14 protein-coding genes and 1 pseudogene are annotated in these 18,517 nt (G+C 52.1%); 4 read left to right on the top strand and 11 right to left on the bottom strand.

Translation table 11 applies throughout. The features are described 5' to 3' along the window. Positions 1-26: 26 nt before the first annotated feature. The 9 genes and pseudogenes from BE0216_RS08190 to BE0216_RS11980 all read right to left on the bottom strand — a co-directional run bounded on the left by BE0216_RS08190 (position 27) and on the right by BE0216_RS11980 (position 8,652). On the bottom strand, positions 27-2,294 hold the full coding sequence (locus tag BE0216_RS08190) for a glycosyltransferase family 4 protein (protein WP_158217262.1): 2,268 nt from the start codon (positions 2,292-2,294) through the stop codon (positions 27-29). A gap of 138 nt (positions 2,295-2,432) precedes the next feature. Next, positions 2,433-3,206 carry a glycosyltransferase gene (locus BE0216_RS08185; protein WP_094637799.1) on the bottom strand — a complete coding sequence of 258 codons (774 nt, stop codon included), beginning with the start codon at positions 3,204-3,206 and terminating at the stop codon, positions 2,433-2,435. Further along, entirely contained in the window at positions 3,203-3,919 is a 717-nt protein-coding gene (locus tag BE0216_RS08180) for a glycosyltransferase (RefSeq protein WP_094637798.1), read from the bottom strand. Before BE0216_RS08180 ends, BE0216_RS08185 begins: the two co-directional genes overlap by 4 nt. 1 nt (position 3,920) lies before the next feature. After that, positions 3,921-4,499 (bottom strand): DapH/DapD/GlmU-related protein, encoded by a 579-nt coding sequence (locus BE0216_RS12145; protein ID WP_094637797.1) that lies wholly within the window; start codon positions 4,497-4,499, stop codon positions 3,921-3,923. Continuing rightward, positions 4,492-5,322, bottom strand: a complete 831-nt coding sequence (locus BE0216_RS08170; RefSeq protein WP_449727640.1) for an NAD-dependent epimerase/dehydratase family protein — start codon at positions 5,320-5,322, stop codon at positions 4,492-4,494. The genes BE0216_RS12145 and BE0216_RS08170 overlap by 8 nt, the downstream gene beginning before the upstream one ends. A gap of 5 nt (positions 5,323-5,327) precedes the next feature. Continuing rightward, the gene (locus BE0216_RS08165) at positions 5,328-6,341 is read right to left on the bottom strand and encodes a hypothetical protein (protein WP_143249346.1); all 1,014 of its coding nucleotides are present in this window, start codon (positions 6,339-6,341) and stop codon (positions 5,328-5,330) included. Positions 6,342-7,146: 805 nt separating this feature from the next. Then, the gene (locus BE0216_RS08160) at positions 7,147-7,368 is read right to left on the bottom strand and encodes an IS3 family transposase (protein ID WP_193042878.1); all 222 of its coding nucleotides are present in this window, start codon (positions 7,366-7,368) and stop codon (positions 7,147-7,149) included. Positions 7,369-7,780: 412 nt separating this feature from the next. Further along, positions 7,781-7,903: pseudogene (locus BE0216_RS11985) on the bottom strand (IS3 family transposase); the annotation flags it as partial. Between the two features lie 119 nt (positions 7,904-8,022). Continuing rightward, entirely contained in the window at positions 8,023-8,652 is a 630-nt protein-coding gene (locus BE0216_RS11980) for a hypothetical protein (protein WP_226805747.1), read from the bottom strand. Between the two features lie 198 nt (positions 8,653-8,850). Here BE0216_RS11980 and istA point away from each other — a divergent pair, with 198 nt between their 5' ends. Further along, positions 8,851-10,320, top strand: a complete 1,470-nt coding sequence (istA, locus tag BE0216_RS08150; protein ID WP_094637805.1) for an IS21 family transposase — start codon at positions 8,851-8,853, stop codon at positions 10,318-10,320. Continuing rightward, the gene (istB, locus tag BE0216_RS08145; protein ID WP_094637804.1) at positions 10,317-11,102 is read left to right on the top strand and encodes an IS21-like element helper ATPase IstB; all 786 of its coding nucleotides are present in this window, start codon (positions 10,317-10,319) and stop codon (positions 11,100-11,102) included. The genes istA and istB overlap by 4 nt, the downstream gene beginning before the upstream one ends. Positions 11,103-11,469: 367 nt before the next feature. Here istB and BE0216_RS08140 read toward each other — a convergent pair whose 3' ends face one another. After that, a complete protein-coding gene (locus tag BE0216_RS08140; RefSeq protein WP_094637469.1) occupies positions 11,470-12,591 on the bottom strand; it encodes an acyltransferase in 1,122 nt (373 codons plus the stop codon). 983 nt (positions 12,592-13,574) lie between these two features. Here BE0216_RS08140 and BE0216_RS08135 point away from each other — a divergent pair. Then, positions 13,575-15,194, top strand: a complete 1,620-nt coding sequence (locus BE0216_RS08135; RefSeq protein ID WP_094637468.1) for a sugar transferase — start codon at positions 13,575-13,577, stop codon at positions 15,192-15,194. 165 nt (positions 15,195-15,359) lie between these two features. Beyond that, the gene (locus tag BE0216_RS08130; RefSeq protein ID WP_226805746.1) at positions 15,360-17,000 is read left to right on the top strand and encodes a DUF4012 domain-containing protein; all 1,641 of its coding nucleotides are present in this window, start codon (positions 15,360-15,362) and stop codon (positions 16,998-17,000) included. 38 nt (positions 17,001-17,038) lie between these two features. On the opposite strand, the gene BE0216_RS08125 is transcribed toward BE0216_RS08130, so the two are convergent. Then, positions 17,039-18,505 carry an endonuclease/exonuclease/phosphatase family protein gene (locus BE0216_RS08125; RefSeq protein ID WP_094637467.1) on the bottom strand — a complete coding sequence of 489 codons (1,467 nt, stop codon included), beginning with the start codon at positions 18,503-18,505 and terminating at the stop codon, positions 17,039-17,041. Positions 18,506-18,517 lie beyond the last annotated feature (12 nt).

Raw genomic sequence — 18,517 nt, 5'->3', positions numbered from 1 at the left:
GTCTCGAGCCTATCTACATTGAGTATTCAGACATCAAATTCTTCTTCCAAAGATTTAAATGCTTGCGCCATTGAGCATTCTCGACGTGCATGTATCTTGCCGAGATTTGCAATTCTCCTCGCCTCTTCAGGATCCTTAAGGAGCATAATCAAATTGTCGGCTAAGGAGGCCGGACACCGCACTGGCGACAACAACGCGCAGGATGTATTCGCATATTCATAAACACCTTTAAAAGACGTAGAAACAAGAGCACATCCACAGAACATACTCTCAGCCAGCGTAAGGCCAAATCCCTCGCTACGCGTTGCACAGGCGAATATGGCCGAACGACTGTATATGCCGCGTAACTGTTCCGGAGTGGCGTTTTGGGTATACCGAAACCAAGATGGAAACCATTCTGGACGATCGGGTGTACCGAAAACATTCACAATGAGATCCGGTACGTCTTTCTTTGCGCTTTCTAAAGCTTGGAATAAATCGCTAAATCCTTTCCTCTCCTGAACATGGTACAGCGCTGCAATCTCATGATTTTGTCTATCAACTTCATCTGGGTAAAAAATCGACTCATCCACCGGATTTTTGATAAGCGTTGGCTTAACTCCTGTTGCTTCCTGGACGAGCTCTGCTAACCAATCCGAAACAACAATATTTGACATGCCAAGAGAATATGTTCGCCGCACTTCATCTTCAGACATCACCCATGTTTCATAATCTTGAATCAGATAGTGCTTCAAACCTTTTCTTGAAGAGAGCTCGGCAACAGGCGTTGCAGTCTCAACAGCTGTTGCGACAACATGATTAGCATCCGGTAGATTTTCATCTTTAATACCGAAAATACAACTTTTATTTATATCAGAACGAAGGTCATACCAATCAGGATAATATAGCACAAGAAAACGACAAATAAATTTTCTGACCAGTTCAGGTATCCACACCTTTTTCAAAGCATTTTTGCAGTCAAAACATATAGTAATTTTGCATCCTCTGCTGGCAAGATGATTAGCATATAGAAATACCATTTTGTAGCCGCCAGCAGGCATCTTTGCAAAATGTGGAAGGACAAAAACAATATGATTGATCGTGTTTGGTAAAGCATTCTTTCCTTTAATATCACTCTGCATTTTTCTTCTTGAAAAAAGAACAGACCCAAGCGTGATTAGAAAATAATTACATTCAACCATAAGACCGACTGACTCTGAAAAAGAGTAGAATGCCATCATAATAAATCCGAACACAAACGCATTCAGTCTTTCCTCATCCATTATTTTAAAGAGCAAGAGAAAGAAACCAATCATGAAGAAAATCGAAGGCAGCAAACCTTGCCGGAGATAAAGATGACAAAAAGCATTATCGACGGTAAATGACTCATATCCCCCTATCATTGGATATGCAGAAGAGTCAAGACCCCAAAAAGAAAATGGACGAATCTTGAAGTATTCATGCGAAAGTTTCAATCTGTCGCTTAAAATCATGTTTAAAAAAAAGTGAATCCTATTGTTTTCATTAAAGAAAACCATAAAATAGAAACTTGCAATAATCTCAAGTATTACAGCAACAGAGAGCCCCTTGACAATAATTCGTTCACTACTTTCCCCCTTGACACAGTAAAAGACAAATAATAGTACCGCGCCAACAATCAACAATAGGGCAGTAGTACGAGAGCCTGCTATAAGAAAACTGAACAATGCGACTATTAGCATAAAAGCGATATCGAGTAAAGAGTTTTTACCAAACCTAATTACTACGAATGCAACACATATAACAAACAAGAATCTGCTGAATGAATTCGGATGTAAGAATCCCATGGAATATCGAACAATCCCATTCGCACCATAAATAATTTCATTATGAATAAATCCAAGGCTTGCGCTGATTACAGTTACAAGAAACACCGGCACAACACCAAATATCGAAGCATAGGCCAATTTTTTACATTGAATACCGTTGCCACAAATCACAAAAAACACGAGCCACAGAAGCCAACTTTCCCCTGAAAAATGCCATGACAAAAAGGCAACTACAATTAGAATTAGCGACAGAACCAAATTAACTGACTTATTTTTATCAAGAAAAAATTTGACAGCCAAACATGCAAGCACCCACATTTGACATACAAGTGTGAAAATACTAAGATTTGGTCCAAATATTGTTTGAAAATTTGTATAGCCAAGCGTCACCACGAATGTGTACACAGAAAAGGCTGTACAATAAAGCATTGTCTCTTTTGAGGGCGATTCAAATGAACAAGGAGCAGTCGCCTGCGATCTCGCTCTTTTTTCAGCAAATAAACTCAAAAAATGACCCATATGTGGTATAATATCAAGACAAGGATACATTTTCTTGCATTTCTCAGTTATGGCTCGTCTAATTCAATTCCAATAACCGCCAAATCATTCAGTATGTCATCTGCGTGTCTCGAAAACAGGCAGGCATTAACACATAAACCGTAAAGTCTTAAACTTTACACAAAACTTCATTCGTCTAGATAATGCCCATATTATGAAATATGCTCTTTTCGCGAAAGATGTAGAGTAAAAATACTCTGCATCTTTAAGAAATATCTGAAAACGAAAATAAGCTTGATTCTCTGAATCAGATTGGAATGAATAGCTTTGCTTTAAGACCATATCAGGAAAGAAAATTATTCTATAGCCTTGGTTCCGCGCATCTTGTATAAACCGATGATCGATGAGATCAAGAAAAAGATGTTCATCATATCGAACAGAATCAAAGACTTTTCTTTTAATCACCATGCCACTATTGATACCACTCATCCGTTCTGATATTTTTATCTCCAAAACATCGGAAAATGACTTCGAATAAAATCCATTGAATTCACTTGGAGATAAGATGCGTCCTTTTGCCATGACCAAAGGCAAAGCGATATCCCAGTCTTTGACCGTATCCAAAGTCTCGAGTGCTTCAAAATAATACGACGTTACCGTCGTATCGTCATCAAATACACATATTACATCGCCGCCGCAATACGAAATACCGATATTATATGCAACCGAAAGTCCTTTATTCCCATGCATAGACACATAGGTCACACCAATGGCAGCAGCCTTCTGAGCATTGTCATTGGGCACGGTGCTATTATCACAAACGACTATATCACAAACCATTTGTGATTCTATAGCTGCAGCTAAACAAGAAACATTATCGATATCTTCGTTGTAAATCACAGTCAGGACGGAGACTCTCATTTTAGAATTTCATATCTCCTTTTAATTAATTCTTTCAAAAGATTTATTCTTTGCAAGAGGATCACTTTCAAAGGTCTACGGCTTGTTGTTACATTATCGCCATGTAACCGATGCCACAGTAGAACATCTTCGACAAAAGTCACTGTTCCAAATAGTTCACACACCATTCCAATCCAGTGATCATAATTTATAACGGTCCGCGGCATAGGGAAAATCATTTTTTTGGAAGCTGCAGGAAATGCCATACAACATCCGCTGTACCGAGGCATAGCAAAATTCCTCAAGATTCCTTTTTTGATTCTATATTCTTCAAATAGCGGACGTGAGATAATCTTACAATTTTCATCAATGTGAACCACATTATGAATGGCTAAGTCAGCCCCCGTGCAATTTAGGATTTCGACCATCTTTTCACGCTTACCAGGCACCCAAATATCATCCTGATCACTGATAAAAATAATGTCATTTTTACATGTTTCAATGGCATTATTAAAATTGTTAACGATACCAGGATTATCATTTAGTATAATTCGAATTCTGTCATCTTTCGATGCAAATTCATGAATTATTTTAAGCGTATCATCTGTCGATTTATCATATGAAATAATAAGCTCATCGTCACCAGTAAGTTGATCAAGAATTGAGATTATCTGTTGAGATAAATATTTTTCACCATTATAAACGGCCATTGCAACAGAAACTGTGCAGGGCATATCACATCACCCGATTCCATTTCAACGTATTTGCATCCCACTGTTTCAGGGTTCTTGCAGGATTTCCACCTATAATAGTATTTTTTGGAAATGACTTAGTAACAACTGCATTCGCGCCAATAACACATCCTTCACCAATCTCAACCCCTGGTAAGATGCAAACGCCCTCACCAATCCAAACATTATCTCCTATCTTTACAGGACAAGTTTTCAAACAACGTTCATCAGGGTGCTGAGAGGGGGAAGACGGAGTTTCTGCGTAGCTTCCGTGACTTGTATCCGAAATAAAAATACCAGAAGCCATTAGTACATTATCTCCAATGATTACTGATTGATGCGCAACAATGTGAACCCTGTCGTTCAGCTTACAATTATTCCCGATTACGAGTGTGACCCCCTCTCCGCTTAGATCAAACCTACATCCATAACCCGTTGTAAAACCCTCTCCATACTGCAAATGTTTGCCTCCTCTCAGATAAAAAGGCAAACGTACCAATCGAGCCTTTGGAAAACGTATCTTTGTGTATGCCAAGAAAAGACAATTACTGATAAATTCACCAAGAGAATACTGATTATTCATGACCTTCACCGCACAAATCAAGAATAGTTTTCAGTTTTGTATCGTCTCCCCAGAGACAGGGAGAATCATAAGGTCTATCAGGATATTTTCCATAAGCAAGTCTGATATTGAAATTATTCTCAATGAGAAACTTTTCTATATAATCACCCAATGACACAGGCATGCCTGAGCATATATTTATAATTCCATCTACCGTATCTTGTGTCACAGTTAAAGCGGTATACTCACAAAATTTATCATACGGAAGAAAATCATATTTACAGCGGCCACTTGTAAAAGGAAATTCCTGTTTGTTTTCACGCTCTGCGCGAACGATTTTAGAAAAAATCGACTCGCCACGCCCATCGCTGGAAACAAGATAGAATCCTCTGAGCCACTGGATTTTAGCATCATATTTACGACATAGTTCAAAAGTAAGTTGACGCAACGCATTCTTGGCAACTCCGTAAGGCGTGGTGGGATTACACGGCGTGCGGCTGTCAATTACACCTTCGTGATATCCAACCTCATGCATTGATCCCATCACCGCAACATGCCTTACTCCAGCTTCAAGTGCCCTGCGAATAAAAACGTAATGCTTAGAAAGATCCTCGAGATGCGAAACTTCATTATGTTTAAACCCGTCACGCCAAGCAAGGTGCAATAGAACATCAGGAACTGGCGCGTCATCAAAACAGTATTCGAACACATCACCTGTATAGTTAACCAATCCAGAGTGCGGTGATACAACCACACCAAAACTTGCCGCTATGACATCATGCCCTCTCTGCAATAACTGGTCTACTACGCCTTGACCAATATAGCCGTCAGCACCCGTAACCATTATTCTCATTTCTCAACTCCTCTATATCCTGTATATGTATAATCTTCACCGATGAGAGTTCTCACAAAAGAAGTAATTGAATAACTTTCATATACATCAAAAGGTAAATCACAATACTCTCTATTTATGAAATCACCGCTAACTCCCGTTTCATCATTCCAGATAGCAACATTTCCGTAATCATAAAAGTCATAGTTACATATGTCCTCATTGACAGTAATTAGTTTTCTACGCGCCCCGATAGTTTCCAATGTACGCATTGTCAGGCCGTTTTGTCCCGATTGAGGAGAATCAATAATTGCAGCAGAGCGAGCATATACACTGGCAATTTGTTCCGCAGACATGGGATAATGCTGAAATTCAATACCCCGATACGCTCTGTCTTCAATTTTCCGCATATATTCTACTGAGTGAGAAGGCATGTAGAAATAGGTGAAAACATTAAATCCAGATTCCCTCATCCATTTCGTAATTGCAAGAATGGATTTAAACTTACTTGACTGATGAACACTTCCGATAAAGCAAGCATCATATTCAAATTCCCCATCCGAATGCGCAGGCAGTTTCATATACGTGTCTGAATAAAAAAGCGGACGCATTGTCAACTTTGAAATACGGCAGTCACTTGGCTCAAATGAATACTTTTCATCAAAAAAAACCAGACTCTCGCCTAACCGTCGACAATTTCTCAGTGCATCCCATAGATAAACTGTCATATGTGCGCTGCTTGCTTCACGTATGTTTCTCATTTGCTCATACGTAAAGCAAAAAGACATGCCGCCCATATAAATAATATGATCATATTTTTTTTGAGCTACCTGTTGTCTGATGGTATCAGCATAGGCTGCAATACTCTTATCAATTAACGCATACCCAAATTTGGCAAATGATTTGAAGAGAGCGCCTTCGCTCGGCCTATCATCCAGACAATCAACTTCATTGCCCAAACGGGATAATTCTCTAGCGACTCGCTGCCTATACCCGAAAAAAGTTGGCGCAATCAGGAGAATTCTAGGCATTATCGCTCCTTAGAACCAAAACCAACATCTCCGCAATACCTTCTCAGCAACAGAAATCTGCCCTGCGCATTAAGGGTCAAGGAAAACTATACAACATTCACTGAATTCGATTTGTAAGAGCGAGGTGCTGACGTTTTCTTGGACTCGCTGAGCCAGGAGGCGTCATCCATCATGACGTATACGAAGGAGCATCGGGACAAAGCCGCGGATGTGTTCATCAGGTTCGGGTTGAGTCCGGCGGACACGATCCGCGAACTGGGCTATCTCAGCAGGACGATTCTGTACACGTGGTATAGGGAACGGCTCGAGGAGGAACCGTTTTGTTCAATAGGAATTTGAGGTTCGGGAGTGCTGCACTGATTCGTGGACACTTTCTGCGTTCATTTTGTACGGTGTCGGCGGAGGGTGTCGGATGCGGATGAGGGCACCGATGCCGGTTCCTTGGTAGATTCCCGAGTGCTAACAACCATTTCGAGGTTCTCGGGAGGAAAGGAATGACGACACCGATGCGTGTTCAACAGACTATCAGGCAATTGGAGGCGAAGGGTATGAACCATTCGCGGACCGCCAGGGAGCTGGGTTTGTCCCGGACCACGGTGGCCGAGTCACGCCAACAAGGACGACTACTCGCCGCGATCCGGCGGGTCGGGAAAGGGACGATCCCTGGTGGACCAAGGCTGGGCCGACATCGTGGACGGTTGGCTCACCGCGGTTCCGCGCCTGCCGATGAGTGTTTATGTTCAATGTTCTTTAGGCTGGAGGGGGTGGTGTCGTTTTGTTGGACTTCTTTGTTCCTGTTCCTTGATTATGCCACGAGGCCGAGCCTGCGACGCCTGTCCATGATGCTCATGCCGTATTCGGTCTTGATCCTCGTGTCGCGGTACCAGACCATGTACTCGTCGAGCATGCGGATGAACTCGCCCATGCCCACATTGGCGAAGCCGCGCTTGTGGAAGAACTCCTGCTTGAGGCGGCCGAAGAACCCCTCCGCGGCCGCGTTGTCCGGCGAACAGCCCTTCGCGCTCATCGAACGGACCAGGCCATGGCTCCCAGCGGATCGCGATCCAGCCCGGCCACCGGTAGTGGCAGCCCCGGTCCGAGTGGACCACCGGACTCTCCCCGTCCGTGAGGGTGGAGCACGCGTCGTCGAGCATGCGGTTGGCGAGCTCGGCGTCGGGGCTGTCGCCGAGTCCACGCGACGGGAAGCCCGTCGTGAGCGGTCGACCGCCGGGGAGAGGTACGCCTTGCCGGCCGGGATGGAGAACTCGGTCAGGTCCCGCGGCCCACAGCATGTTCGGCGCCTCGGCGTGGAAGTCCCGGTTCACCAGGTTGTCGGGGGCCTTGCCGGCCTCGCCCTTGTACGAGCTGTAGCGTTTCGCGCTCCTGGACACGGGCCTCAGGCCGTTGGCGGCCATCACGCGCATGACCCGTTTGGCCGACACGCGTATCCCGGCGCTTTGCAGATCCAGATGGACGCGCCTGTACCCGTATCGGCGCTTGCTGTTCTCGAACGACTCCTTGACCAGGGGCAGCAGCCACGCGTCCCTGTCGGGTTTGTTCATGGCGTTGATCTGGTAGTGGTAGGTGCTGCGGGCGATGCCGATCCGGACGAACAGGCTCTTCGCGGTCGCTCCGGTCTCACCGGCGACCTTCTTGAGCAGGATCGCCTTCTCGCGGTTGGTCAGGTTGTCCGGGTCTGCGCCCGCTCTTTTCCCAACAGCTCCAGCGTGCCCCGGCGGATCGCGATCTCGATGTCCAGATCCGCGCGCTCGGCGCGCATCCGCTCCACGTCGCCCGCCAGCGATTCCATCCGCCCTCGCAGCTCGGCCAGCCTCGCCTCCAGCTCCTCCACCGACGCGGCGTCGGGACCGGAACCGGCCGTCGGCGCGGCCTGGTCAGGTCCGCGCCCTACGGGTTTTTCCATCGCACGCTCCTTGGGTTCGTCGAGCATCTGCCGTTTCCAGTTTCTCACGATCGACGCCTCCACGCCCAGCCGTTCGGCGGCCTCGCGCGATTTCAACCGTCCGGACGCCACGGCGACCACCGCCTCGCGCTTCAATTCCTCGGGAACGGGCCCGCGCCTGAGCAGGCGTTCGCCCGGGGCGAGCTCGTCGATCCACCGGACCAACAGATCCCTGCTCCTCGGATAGCCCAGCATCCGCATGGCGCGGCCCGGCCGCCTGCCGTACTCGAGGTAATGGTCCATGGCCGCGCGCTTCTGCTCGTCCGTGTAACGGGCGTACCGCTCCCCGCGCGTCGATGGTATGCCGGTGCGCTCCTCCTCGAGCCGGTCCCGGTACCACATCAGCAAAGCCTCCCTGTTTATGTTCAATGTTCTTTAGGCAGGAGTGTCATGGTGTTTCCCGCTTGATGTGCAGCTGTTTTTCCGCAGAATAGTCATCCCTGATGTTGAGAGGAGACATGGGTTCGCTCCGCCTGTTAGATTCCCGGGTTGCAAACCAAATAGCAGCCAGGGCCGGTTGCCGCCGGCCCGGGGAAGGAAAGGACAGTGACGATACCCATGTCCCAACAGCAAGATATCAGGAGGCTCGACGCGAAGGGCCTGCCGCACGCGGAGATCGCCAGAAGGCTCGGGGTGGACCGGGGCACGGTCGCGAAGTACGCGGGCATGGAGGACTGCTCGCCGAAACCGCCCGCCAGGCGCGGGGTGAAGTCGATTCTCGACGAGTACAAGCCGATCGTCGACGGCTGGCTGGAGGCGGACCGGCTCATGCCCGGCAAGCAGCGCCACACCGCCAGGCGCGTGCATGACCGGCTCGTGGCCGAGCACGGGTTCACGGGCTCGTACTCCACCGTGCTGCGCTACGTGGACGAGTGGCGCGCGGCGAACCGCGAGCCGTCCGACGGCTACGTGGAGCTGGAGTGGACGCCGGGGAGCATGCAGATGGACTTCGGCCTGGCCAAGGCCAGGATCGCTGGCGAGTGGGTCGACGACCATTGCCTGGTCGTCACGTTCCCGCATTCGAACAAACGGTACGCGGCGAGCCTGCCCGCGGAGAACGCGGAGTGCATCTGCGAGGGCCTGACGGCGATCTTCGAGCACATCGGCGGCGTCCCGCACACGCTCGTGATCGACAACGCGTCCGGCGCGGGCCACCGGGATTCCAAGGGGAACGTGACCATGTCGCGCGTGTTCGAGGCGTTCGTCAGTCACCACCGGCTCGACGTGCGGTTCTGCAATCCGTATTCCGGCAACGAGAAGGGCAGCGTGGAGAACGCGGTCGGATTCCTGCGGCGCAACCTCATGGTCCCGCCCATGGCGGCCGAGACCCACGAGCAGCTCACCCGGCTCATGCTCGCCAAATGCGACGGGCTGGGAAGGTCCGTCCACTACCGCGCGCTCGTGCCGGTCGATGACCTGTTCTCCGACGATTTGAAGGCGCTGCGGCCCCTGCCGTCGTGCCGGTTCGACGCGGTGAGGTGGGAGACCCGCAAGGCCGATAAATACGGTTGCGTCGAGATCGACTCCAACCGCTACCAGGTCGGCCCCGCGCTGCACGGCAGAAGGGTCGACGTCGCTGTGCGCGCCACGAGCGTCACCGTCAAGGACAAGGACGGGCGCACGGTGGCCGAGCTCTCCCGCGTCTACGGCAGATCACCACGCACGATCCAGGATCCCGCCACGGTGTTCCCGCTGCTCGCGCGCAAACCCGGGGCGTGGCGCGACTGCTCGATCCGTCCCGACGTGCCCGACGACGTGAGGGAACGGCTCGACCAAGCCGACGACAAGACCCTCAAGGCCAGTCTTAAGGCCATCGCAGGGGCGTGCGAGGCCGCGGGCTTCGAACCGGCGATGCGGGCCGCCTCGCATCTCGTCGACCGCGGCTGGCCCCTCGCCGAGGCCGACATGGCGATTCTGGCCAGACGGTTCGCGGACGGCGACGCCGACCACGGCGGCGACCTGCCCGACCTGGGCTCCTACGACAGGTTCAACCGTCCCGGCGAGGAGGACGCATGAGCACGAGACCCGAACCGCAGATCCCCGAGACCCGCCGCCGCAGGGCCGACACCATCGCCAAGAGCCAGCGCATCATGGAGATGAGCAAACAGCTCACGCTCACCCGCAGCGTACTCGCCAACACGCTGGCCGGGGCCACGCCCGCCCAGCTCGACTTCATCGAACGCTGGTTCGAGGCCGAACTCGAATCACGCGACCATGCCAAACGCGCCCGTCTGATGAAGACCGCCGGCTTCCCGTCCGACAAGGAGCTCGACGGATACGACTGGACCAACCTAGACATGCCCGCCGACTGGGGACGGAGCCAGCTCGAATCCCTCGAATTCGTCGGTAGGACCGAGGACCTCGTGCTCTACGGCAACGTCGGCACCGGAAAGACGCACCTCGCGATCGCGCTGGGACGGGCCGCGTGCCGGGCCGGGATACCGGTAAGGTTCTTCACCGCCTCAAGCCTGGTCATGCGCCTGAGACGCGCGAAACAGGACAACCGGCTCGACAAGGAGCTCGCCGCCATCGCCAAGGCCCGCCTCCTGATCATCGACGAGCTCGGCTACATCCCCATCGACGAGGAGGGCAGCCGCCTCCTCTTCCAGGTCATATCCGATTCCTACGAGACAAGGAGCGTCGTCTACACCACCAACATCGAATTCAGCGGATGGGCCAGGGTGTTCGGGGACCCGAACATGGCCGCCGCGGTCGTCGACCGCACCGTCCACCACGGACGGCTCATCCGGTTCAAGGGCGAAAGCTACCGCAGCCGCAACGCCCTCATGACCAAATAACCAACAAACCAGACCAAGGCGGCGGGCGGACCCACGGAACGATCATCCCGCGGAAAACCCGCTGCACAACCTGCGGAAAACAACATGAATATCCAGCCGACACGAACTTGACAAAACACACCTCCCTGCTGGGATACCCCAGTTCCCGCACCACATCCGCGGCGCAACACCCGTACTTGACGTACAGATACACCGCCCGATCCCGCTGCTCCCTCGTATACCTCACGACGACGTCCTTTCCGACTCAACGAGTCCAAGAAAACGTCACCACCTCGTCCAGCCGACACGAACTTGACAAAACACAGCATCCAGTCTCCAAGAAAACGTCCGCAGCCCCTTATCAATTCAAGTCGATAAATGCTTTACTTTAAAGCCGAATAAGCTTTCTCACTCCCGGCACCTTACTTATAATCCAACATATTATGCAAGAAACCACCAAGATGATTGCTGCGTATACTATGTAAGGCAAAATTGAACGTCCTAGCACAGACTGTATATGAATCCCTGACGCTCGAACGACGCCTATCAAGATCCAATGCACAAAGTAGATGCCCAAAGTATTACCACCAATAAAATGCAAGGGCACTCGAATGAACTGCTCCGCGTGAATGTTAAGAGTAGCGACGAACAGTGCTGCCGTGGCTAGCAATGTTGATGGAGCCTCATAACCATGCCATACGATGTCGTATTCTGCATGACCGCTCACGGCAATAAGCATATTGAAACTCCAATACAGCAATATGCTGACAATGAACACGACTAAGGCGATTTGCCTATACTGAGAGGTGTTAAGAGTTTCCTTTTGTTCAAATAAAATACCACCAAGCATGAAATATACAAATGCATGCCCGTTAATACCACGCAGAGGATTAAATATGCCTAAAAAATCATGATTGGCGACACCATCTCCTATGGTGCCATTTTTAATGAATTGAAGGATATCAATCCCACAATTCATTAAAGAATTTCCGAACACACAAATCATGGAAAAAAACAAGAAGAAAAGAAACCAGCTGCGATTATAATCCCAGGAGCTTTTAATCAGCGGGAAAAATATGTAGATAATCACAAGCGCACCCATGAACCATAGATGATTATTCAGAGATTGCGGGAGACTGTAGGTATTTTTAACCAAGTCAATGAGAGTGATTTTTTCAGGCCAATACCCAACAGCGACAAAAATAATTTGAGTGATAAAGCTCCAGATAAATGTTAGAATGATAAGGACGACTATTTTGATAATATGTTTTTTTAAGTTAAGTGGTTTATTAAGTAGCAGCGCACCATTGATCATAAAAAAAATCGGTACACATAGCGAAAAAACACCTATAACACCGAAATTAGCGATAGCAGCAGGGTTATCACCATCTAGCTTTAGCCATTCCCCGCCCTGATATGGACCACCAACGTGATAGATAATAACAAAGAAAATCGCAATAGCTTTAAGTAAATCAAGATTGTCCCAACGCCTCACTGGCTCATGCCCCATGACGCATCCCTTCTGCAGCAGTGTTTCTAGACTGTCATCTTATAGGATGACAGCAACTGATGTCACATAATCCAAGCGCTAACGGAATAATAGATAGCCCCCAGGAGTCCCGCGCGGTGGCGCCCGAGATCTTGCGCACTACCACCATACTTACTCACTTCGGATGTATCGAACCGACCGCGGGACACGTTATCAAATGTTTTGAATCCATCGGGTTAAGTGACAAAATGTGGGTCTAATTTGGCGTGTTGGTGTCGTGCCACGATCGCCCGCTCCAGCCTTTTCTGAGGCCAAACCCACCTTCGTAGGCGTCGACGCCGGCCGTAGGCAGTTGCACTGCGGTCTCGGCCCCGAGAGCAGGCCCGTCCTCCTCCTTCCGCTTCGTCCGCCAGCATTCCGGCGTGACGAACGACTCGGGGTCGGAGTCCCGGCCCTTCATGTACACTACCCATTCGTAGCACCGCCTCATATGTTCTCCGCTCAGGCTGTTTATGTTCAATGTTCTTTAGGCAGGGACGAGGTGGTGACGTTTCCTTAGACCTGGTTCTCGCCTCTTTCCGATCGCAGTTTTACTGTCTGGCGACTGAAAATCGCACCTGAGACAGACGCGTCCTCTTTCGTCAAGGCCGAATCAGAAGACACGCAGGAAACCGGGCGTTATCGTAGGATACCTGCTTTGTATGTAATCAACGCGCCATCCCGCGTCTTAAACAGAACAAGCCAAATGTGTGAGTTTTGCCATGACAGGGTTTCATTTTGATGCATGCTGGCGAGATAGGGGGTGTGCCTAGTAGACTTTCCTAGCAGAATGAGCATTGCATTTCGGGAACGTTTGCAGTTTAAGCGTAGACCGGCGCATCGAGAAGAAGTTTGGAGAGTAGAGCATGCAGACCGTGGACACGCAACCACAGAAAGCTGACTCGGCATCGGAAAGGACTCGCGAAATCCCGGCTCAAGCTGCGGCGGCGCGAACCAGCAGATCCATGCATACGGTGCGCAAACTTTCGGGCAGCGCCAATGGAACACCGCCCACGCCTCCACCTGCAGCCCGCCCAACCTTCTTCGAAGGAATATACCGCGCAGACTCCCACGAAGGCAGCAAACGCCCGGCGTTCAACCCACTGTTCTCACTGCCTCGGTGGCGATACCTGTACAACGCCACGCTGGTCGTGCTTGACGCGTTGATGATGCTCATTTCATGCGCTTTCATGTTTGTGGTTCGCCCGGATGTGCTCAGCACGGTGAACCAGCTGATTCCAGGTGGAATCATCACCACTCTGGCAATTTTCTGTGGAACATGGATTCTTGCCCTGGCGTGCACATCCAGCTACCGTCGCCACACCATGGGCGAGGGCTACGCACTGTATGCCAAAGTCGCTTCCGCCATGCTTATCGAACTCGTGGCCTTATGCTCCATCGCATACTTCTTCGATCTAGGCTTCCCACGTTGGCTTGTCTGTGTCGCCTCGCTTGCCAGCGGAGTGCTCACTCTCATCGAGCGGTGGCTGATGCGTCGCGCCTTGCACAGCAACCGACGCAAAGGCGAGTTCAACTATCCCACGGTGATCGTCGGTTCTCCGAAGGGCATCCACGAAACCATCGACAAACTCACCACACCGATGGGTCTGGCCATAGGATACGCGCCTATCGCGGTCTGTTCCGTGGCGCAAACCTCGGAGGAAAGTGATCCGGATGCCACCCAGTATCTGGTTTCCGTGCCGTTCACGCCCCGTAATGATTTCGAAAAGTCCCTGCGCGTGCTGCCGTTGAACTCACGGTTACCTCAAACCGCGAAGCGTCTCGGCGCGCAGACCGTACTGATCACCGACGTGTTCACCCGCGATTCCGAAACATTGCGCACGCTCTCGCTGGCGGTGGAATCCTTGTGCATGGAGCTCGCAGTCACCACTGCCGTGGCGGATATCGGCGGTGGTCGCATCCACATACGCAACAATACGGCGCTGCCGATCATGTCCGCCTCGTTGCCGCAGTATTCCCTGCCCCCACGGTTCATGAAACGAGCGATCGATATCGTAGGCTCCCTGGTGGCGCTTATTCCGGGCTCCATCTTCATGCTGGCGACCGCCATCGCCATCAAACTCGAGGATGGCGGCCCTGTGTTCTACAAGCAGGAACGCATCGGTATCTACGGAGAGCCGTTCAATGTGCTGAAAATGCGCTCCATGCGCATCGACGCGGACAAGCACGACGCCGAAGTGGCCGCCGCCGCGGGTGTGGAACTTGGTGCCACGTTCAAAGTCAAAGACGACCCCCGCATCACCAAGGTGGGCAAGTTCATCCGCAAAACCTCCATCGATGAGATTCCGCAGTTCATCAATGTGCTGCGCGGCGACATGTCGCTGGTGGGACCTCGACCGCAGCGGCAATATGAGGTGGACCAGTATTCGTCGCTATATTCCACTCGTCTGCTGGTACGCCCCGGCATCACCGGACCTTGGCAGATCTCCGGCCGCAACAACCTCTCCCAGCAGGATGCGGAGTTCCTCGATGTGAACTACGTGGAGAACTGGTCTCTGATGACGGATATCGCCATTCTCATTAAGACTGTGGGTGTAGTCTTGCGCGGAGATGGAGCGTACTAACACCGACCACAGGAGATTTTGATGGCCCGTATGCGTACCAAGCGTATCGCTCATGCCCGTGCATTGCCTCGAAAGAAGCACACCACGCGCCGCATAGTATTGGCGTTCTTGCTGCTCGTGATTGTTGTGGGCGGATGCTGCGGGTTCATGATGTTCAGGTCGGCCATGAGCGCGAAAAACCATCTCAACAATGTGATCGCCACCGCGCAGTCGCTCAACAGCGGAGATATGACCGACGCGCTCACCAATATCGGTTCCTCGGTGGAGTCCATCCAAACCGAGGCGGCCGCCGCTAAGCAGGATGTCTCCGGTCCATTGTGGACAGCGGCCGAATGGATTCCGGTGGTGGGGTCGGATATCTCCTCGGTGCGTTCCGCCGTCAACACATTAGATGATTTCGCACAGACTACGTTGCCTCAGCTGCAGCAGGCAGTGAACACCCTGACCGGATCTTCGCTTTCCGACGGTGATGGCGGCCTGAATATGGAACCGATCATCACCGCGGCGGACCAGCTCACCGTGGCCAACGATTCCCTGGCCGCGCAGGCGCAAACCATCAACGACCTACCCGACGCGAAAATCGGTTTGGTACAGGATGCCCTGTCCAAGGGAAAAACACAGCTCACCGCAGTCGCCGATACGGTGAACCAGCTCACCGGCATCGTGAACATGCTGCCCAGCTTCCTTGGCACGGATGGCGCACGTAATTATGTGCTGCTGGCTCAAACCAATTCCGAGATCCGTGGCGCGGGCGGCATGGTTGGCTCGGTAGGCTCATTCAGCGCCGACAACGGCAAAATCTCCGTGGGTGAGTTCCATTCAAACACCCAGTTCAGCGGCAACGCCACCGACCAGATCGGAGAAGGCGAAAGCACGCTGTATTCCGACATGTACTTCGGCACCGCGATCCACAACATCACATCCTCGCCTGATTTTCCGCAGGTGGCCCGCATGGCAAGCGAATTCTGGGAGCAGCAGTCCTTCGGCGGAACTTCCGACGGCGTGATGTCGCTCGACCCGGTCGCATTGCAGGCCATGATCGGCGCGACCGGTTCCGTGACTTTGTCGGATGGCCGCGTGCTCGACGGTACCAACACTGCGGATTTCCTGCTCAATGGCGTGTATCTGGAAGTCTCCGTGGAAGAGCAGGACACCTACTTCTCCGAAACCGCCTCGCAGGTGATAGCGAACATGTTCACCAACATGGACTCCACCAAGATGATGAATCTGGCCAAAGCCCTGATGAACATGGCTGGACAGCGACACTTCTACTTCTGGTCCTTCCACGATGAGGATGTTGAGACGTTGCGCGATGCCGGCATGACCGGAGAGATCAACAACAGCGAATCCGATTCGACTGTCGGTCTCTACCTCAACGAAATGTACGCGTCGAAACTGGACTACTACGTGGATCGTCACACGGTGGTCGAGCAGACCGGTACCAACGCCGACGGCAGCGCCACCTACCATGTAACCACCACACTCACCAACACCATGACCGCAGCGCTCAACGCCACCGTTCCGTGGTATATCAACCATCTCACACCCGACGGCACCGCAGGCAACCGCACTATGATCTTCGCGCCCACGGGCGGCACCGTATCGAATATCACGGCCTCCAATGGTGCCCAGTTCACGCAAGTCGATGCCTACGACCGCACGGTGTATCTGGGGCAGCTCGATATCCCAGTGGAGACCACCATCACTTTGGAATGGGATGTGACCACGCAAGCCGGGGCGGATCCGCTGCAAATCGACCAAACGCCGACCTGCAGTGACGATCCCGGCATCGAATACCGGTACTGAGCGGTGCTGATTTGGACGCGTCCGCAGGGGCGAGCGCTTTAGCTATCCGTCTCCAGCGTGCCCAGCAGCGCCTTATGATCGGTGCCGGCGATTTCGACCGTATCGAGATCGGCCACCGTCACGCCCTTGTCATGAATGATGTGGTCGATCTCAATCACTGAAGGAATCTTGGAATTACTGGGATAGGTGAAGTGGAAGCCCTCCCCCGACTGCTCGCCGGCATCCACAAAACGGTCGCCAAGCAAGCTGCGGAAGCGCGGATGGTCCCAGGTGGAGTTGAAATCGCCCATAATCACGTAGGTCCAGTCGTAATCCTTTAGACTGCCGATGGTGCTCAGACCTTCGCTCCACAGGCCTTGCAGACCGCGTGTGGGCGAATTCGGATGGGCGGAGACGAAACGCACCTGCGTGGAGCCGATGGTGATGGTGCACGCGGGCATTTGGGAGGTTTCGATCGGCAGCAGACTTTGCGAGATATTGCTCATCGGAGCCATCGTGAACAGCACGTTCATGCCGCCGTTGTCGGAATCCGTGGAGACCGACGTGACCATATACGGCAGCACATCATAGATCCCCGCCGTCTGCAACTCCTCCAACAGGCTCTGATGCACCTCCTGCAAAGCCAGCACCTCCACATGCTGCTCACGCACCGTGGCGACAATGCTGGCGGCGTTTGCCTGCCCCTCCTTGGTGTTGAGGGTCATGATGCGGGCCACGTTATCGTCCACACTGGCTGCGGTCTGCACGGCCTGCCGGGCGGAATCCGAAATGGAGGCGGACGGCACAAAGAACCCGATATGCCAACTGATTTGAATCACCACGCACACCAGTGACACGGCGGCGAGCAGCCACCGGCGCCACAGCACGGCCAGCACAAGAATCGCGGCGGAAAGAATGCCGAATATAGGCACGAACGCGATGATCTCCGGTAGGGCGCGACCATCCTGATCGGATTCCGGCAGCATACGCAATGCCATAATGCCCACGCATGGCAGGGTCAACACCCACAGCCAGAAACTTAGGAATCCATGTTTGCTGGGGCCTGTGATCCAACGTGTCACCGGATTGCCTTTCTTGCTACGCGGGGCAGACGGGCTACCGCCAGGCTGTTGAGGCTGCTGGAACGACTGTGCGGCCGGCATCGTCCGCGTCTCGCCAATCACTTCGTTCCATTGCAGGGCGCTACCATTCTGACCCGCGTGCGCATACGGCTGGCTGGCGGCGTGAACGCCAGTCGCCGGGCTGAAACTCGGCGGACTCGCCGGCGACGAAGCCGGCGACGAAGCCGGATTCATTGGCATGGTCGCGGTGACATATTCATCCGGAATCGGCGCATGACTTGTAACATCCCGCATTGGCGTCTGCTGGAAAACCTGCGTCGCGGATTGAACGTCTGACTGCATTCCGGCCTGAGATCCATCCTGTGCTCCACCAGCCTGAGCATCTCTCGCTTGAGCCGAGGCTTGCGCCTCCGCCTGCTTGCGCTGAAAATCAAATTCCGGCATACATTCCCCTTA

This window comes from Bifidobacterium eulemuris, from assembly GCF_014898155.1.
Taxonomy (GTDB): domain Bacteria; phylum Actinomycetota; class Actinomycetes; order Actinomycetales; family Bifidobacteriaceae; genus Bifidobacterium; species Bifidobacterium eulemuris.
This window is presented reverse-complemented; position numbering and strand designations above follow the sequence as displayed.

Bases quoted from the DNA above. Each gene is read 5' to 3' on its own strand.
- BE0216_RS08185 (WP_094637799.1), bottom strand. From the start codon at position 3,206: ATGAGAGTCTCCGTCCTGACTGTGATTTACAACGAAGATATCGATAAT.
- BE0216_RS08180 (WP_094637798.1), bottom strand. From the start codon at position 3,919: ATGCCCTGCACAGTTTCTGTTGCAATGGCCGTTTATAATGGTGAAAAA.
- BE0216_RS12145 (WP_094637797.1), bottom strand. From the start codon at position 4,499: ATGAATAATCAGTATTCTCTTGGTGAATTTATCAGTAATTGTCTTTTC.
- BE0216_RS08170 (WP_449727640.1), bottom strand. From the start codon at position 5,322: ATGGTTACGGGTGCTGACGGCTATATTGGTCAAGGCGTAGTAGACCAG.
- BE0216_RS08165 (WP_143249346.1), bottom strand. From the start codon at position 6,341: ATGCCTAGAATTCTCCTGATTGCGCCAACTTTTTTCGGGTATAGGCAG.
- BE0216_RS08160 (WP_193042878.1), bottom strand. From the start codon at position 7,368: ATGAGCGCGAAGGGCTGTTCGCCGGACAACGCGGCCGCGGAGGGGTTC.
- istB (WP_094637804.1), top strand. From the start codon at position 10,317: ATGAGCACGAGACCCGAACCGCAGATCCCCGAGACCCGCCGCCGCAGG.
- BE0216_RS08140 (WP_094637469.1), bottom strand. From the start codon at position 12,591: ATGGGGCATGAGCCAGTGAGGCGTTGGGACAATCTTGATTTACTTAAA.
- BE0216_RS08135 (WP_094637468.1), top strand. From the start codon at position 13,575: ATGCATACGGTGCGCAAACTTTCGGGCAGCGCCAATGGAACACCGCCC.
- BE0216_RS08130 (WP_226805746.1), top strand. From the start codon at position 15,360: ATGAGCGCGAAAAACCATCTCAACAATGTGATCGCCACCGCGCAGTCG.
- BE0216_RS08125 (WP_094637467.1), bottom strand. From the start codon at position 18,505: ATGCCGGAATTTGATTTTCAGCGCAAGCAGGCGGAGGCGCAAGCCTCG.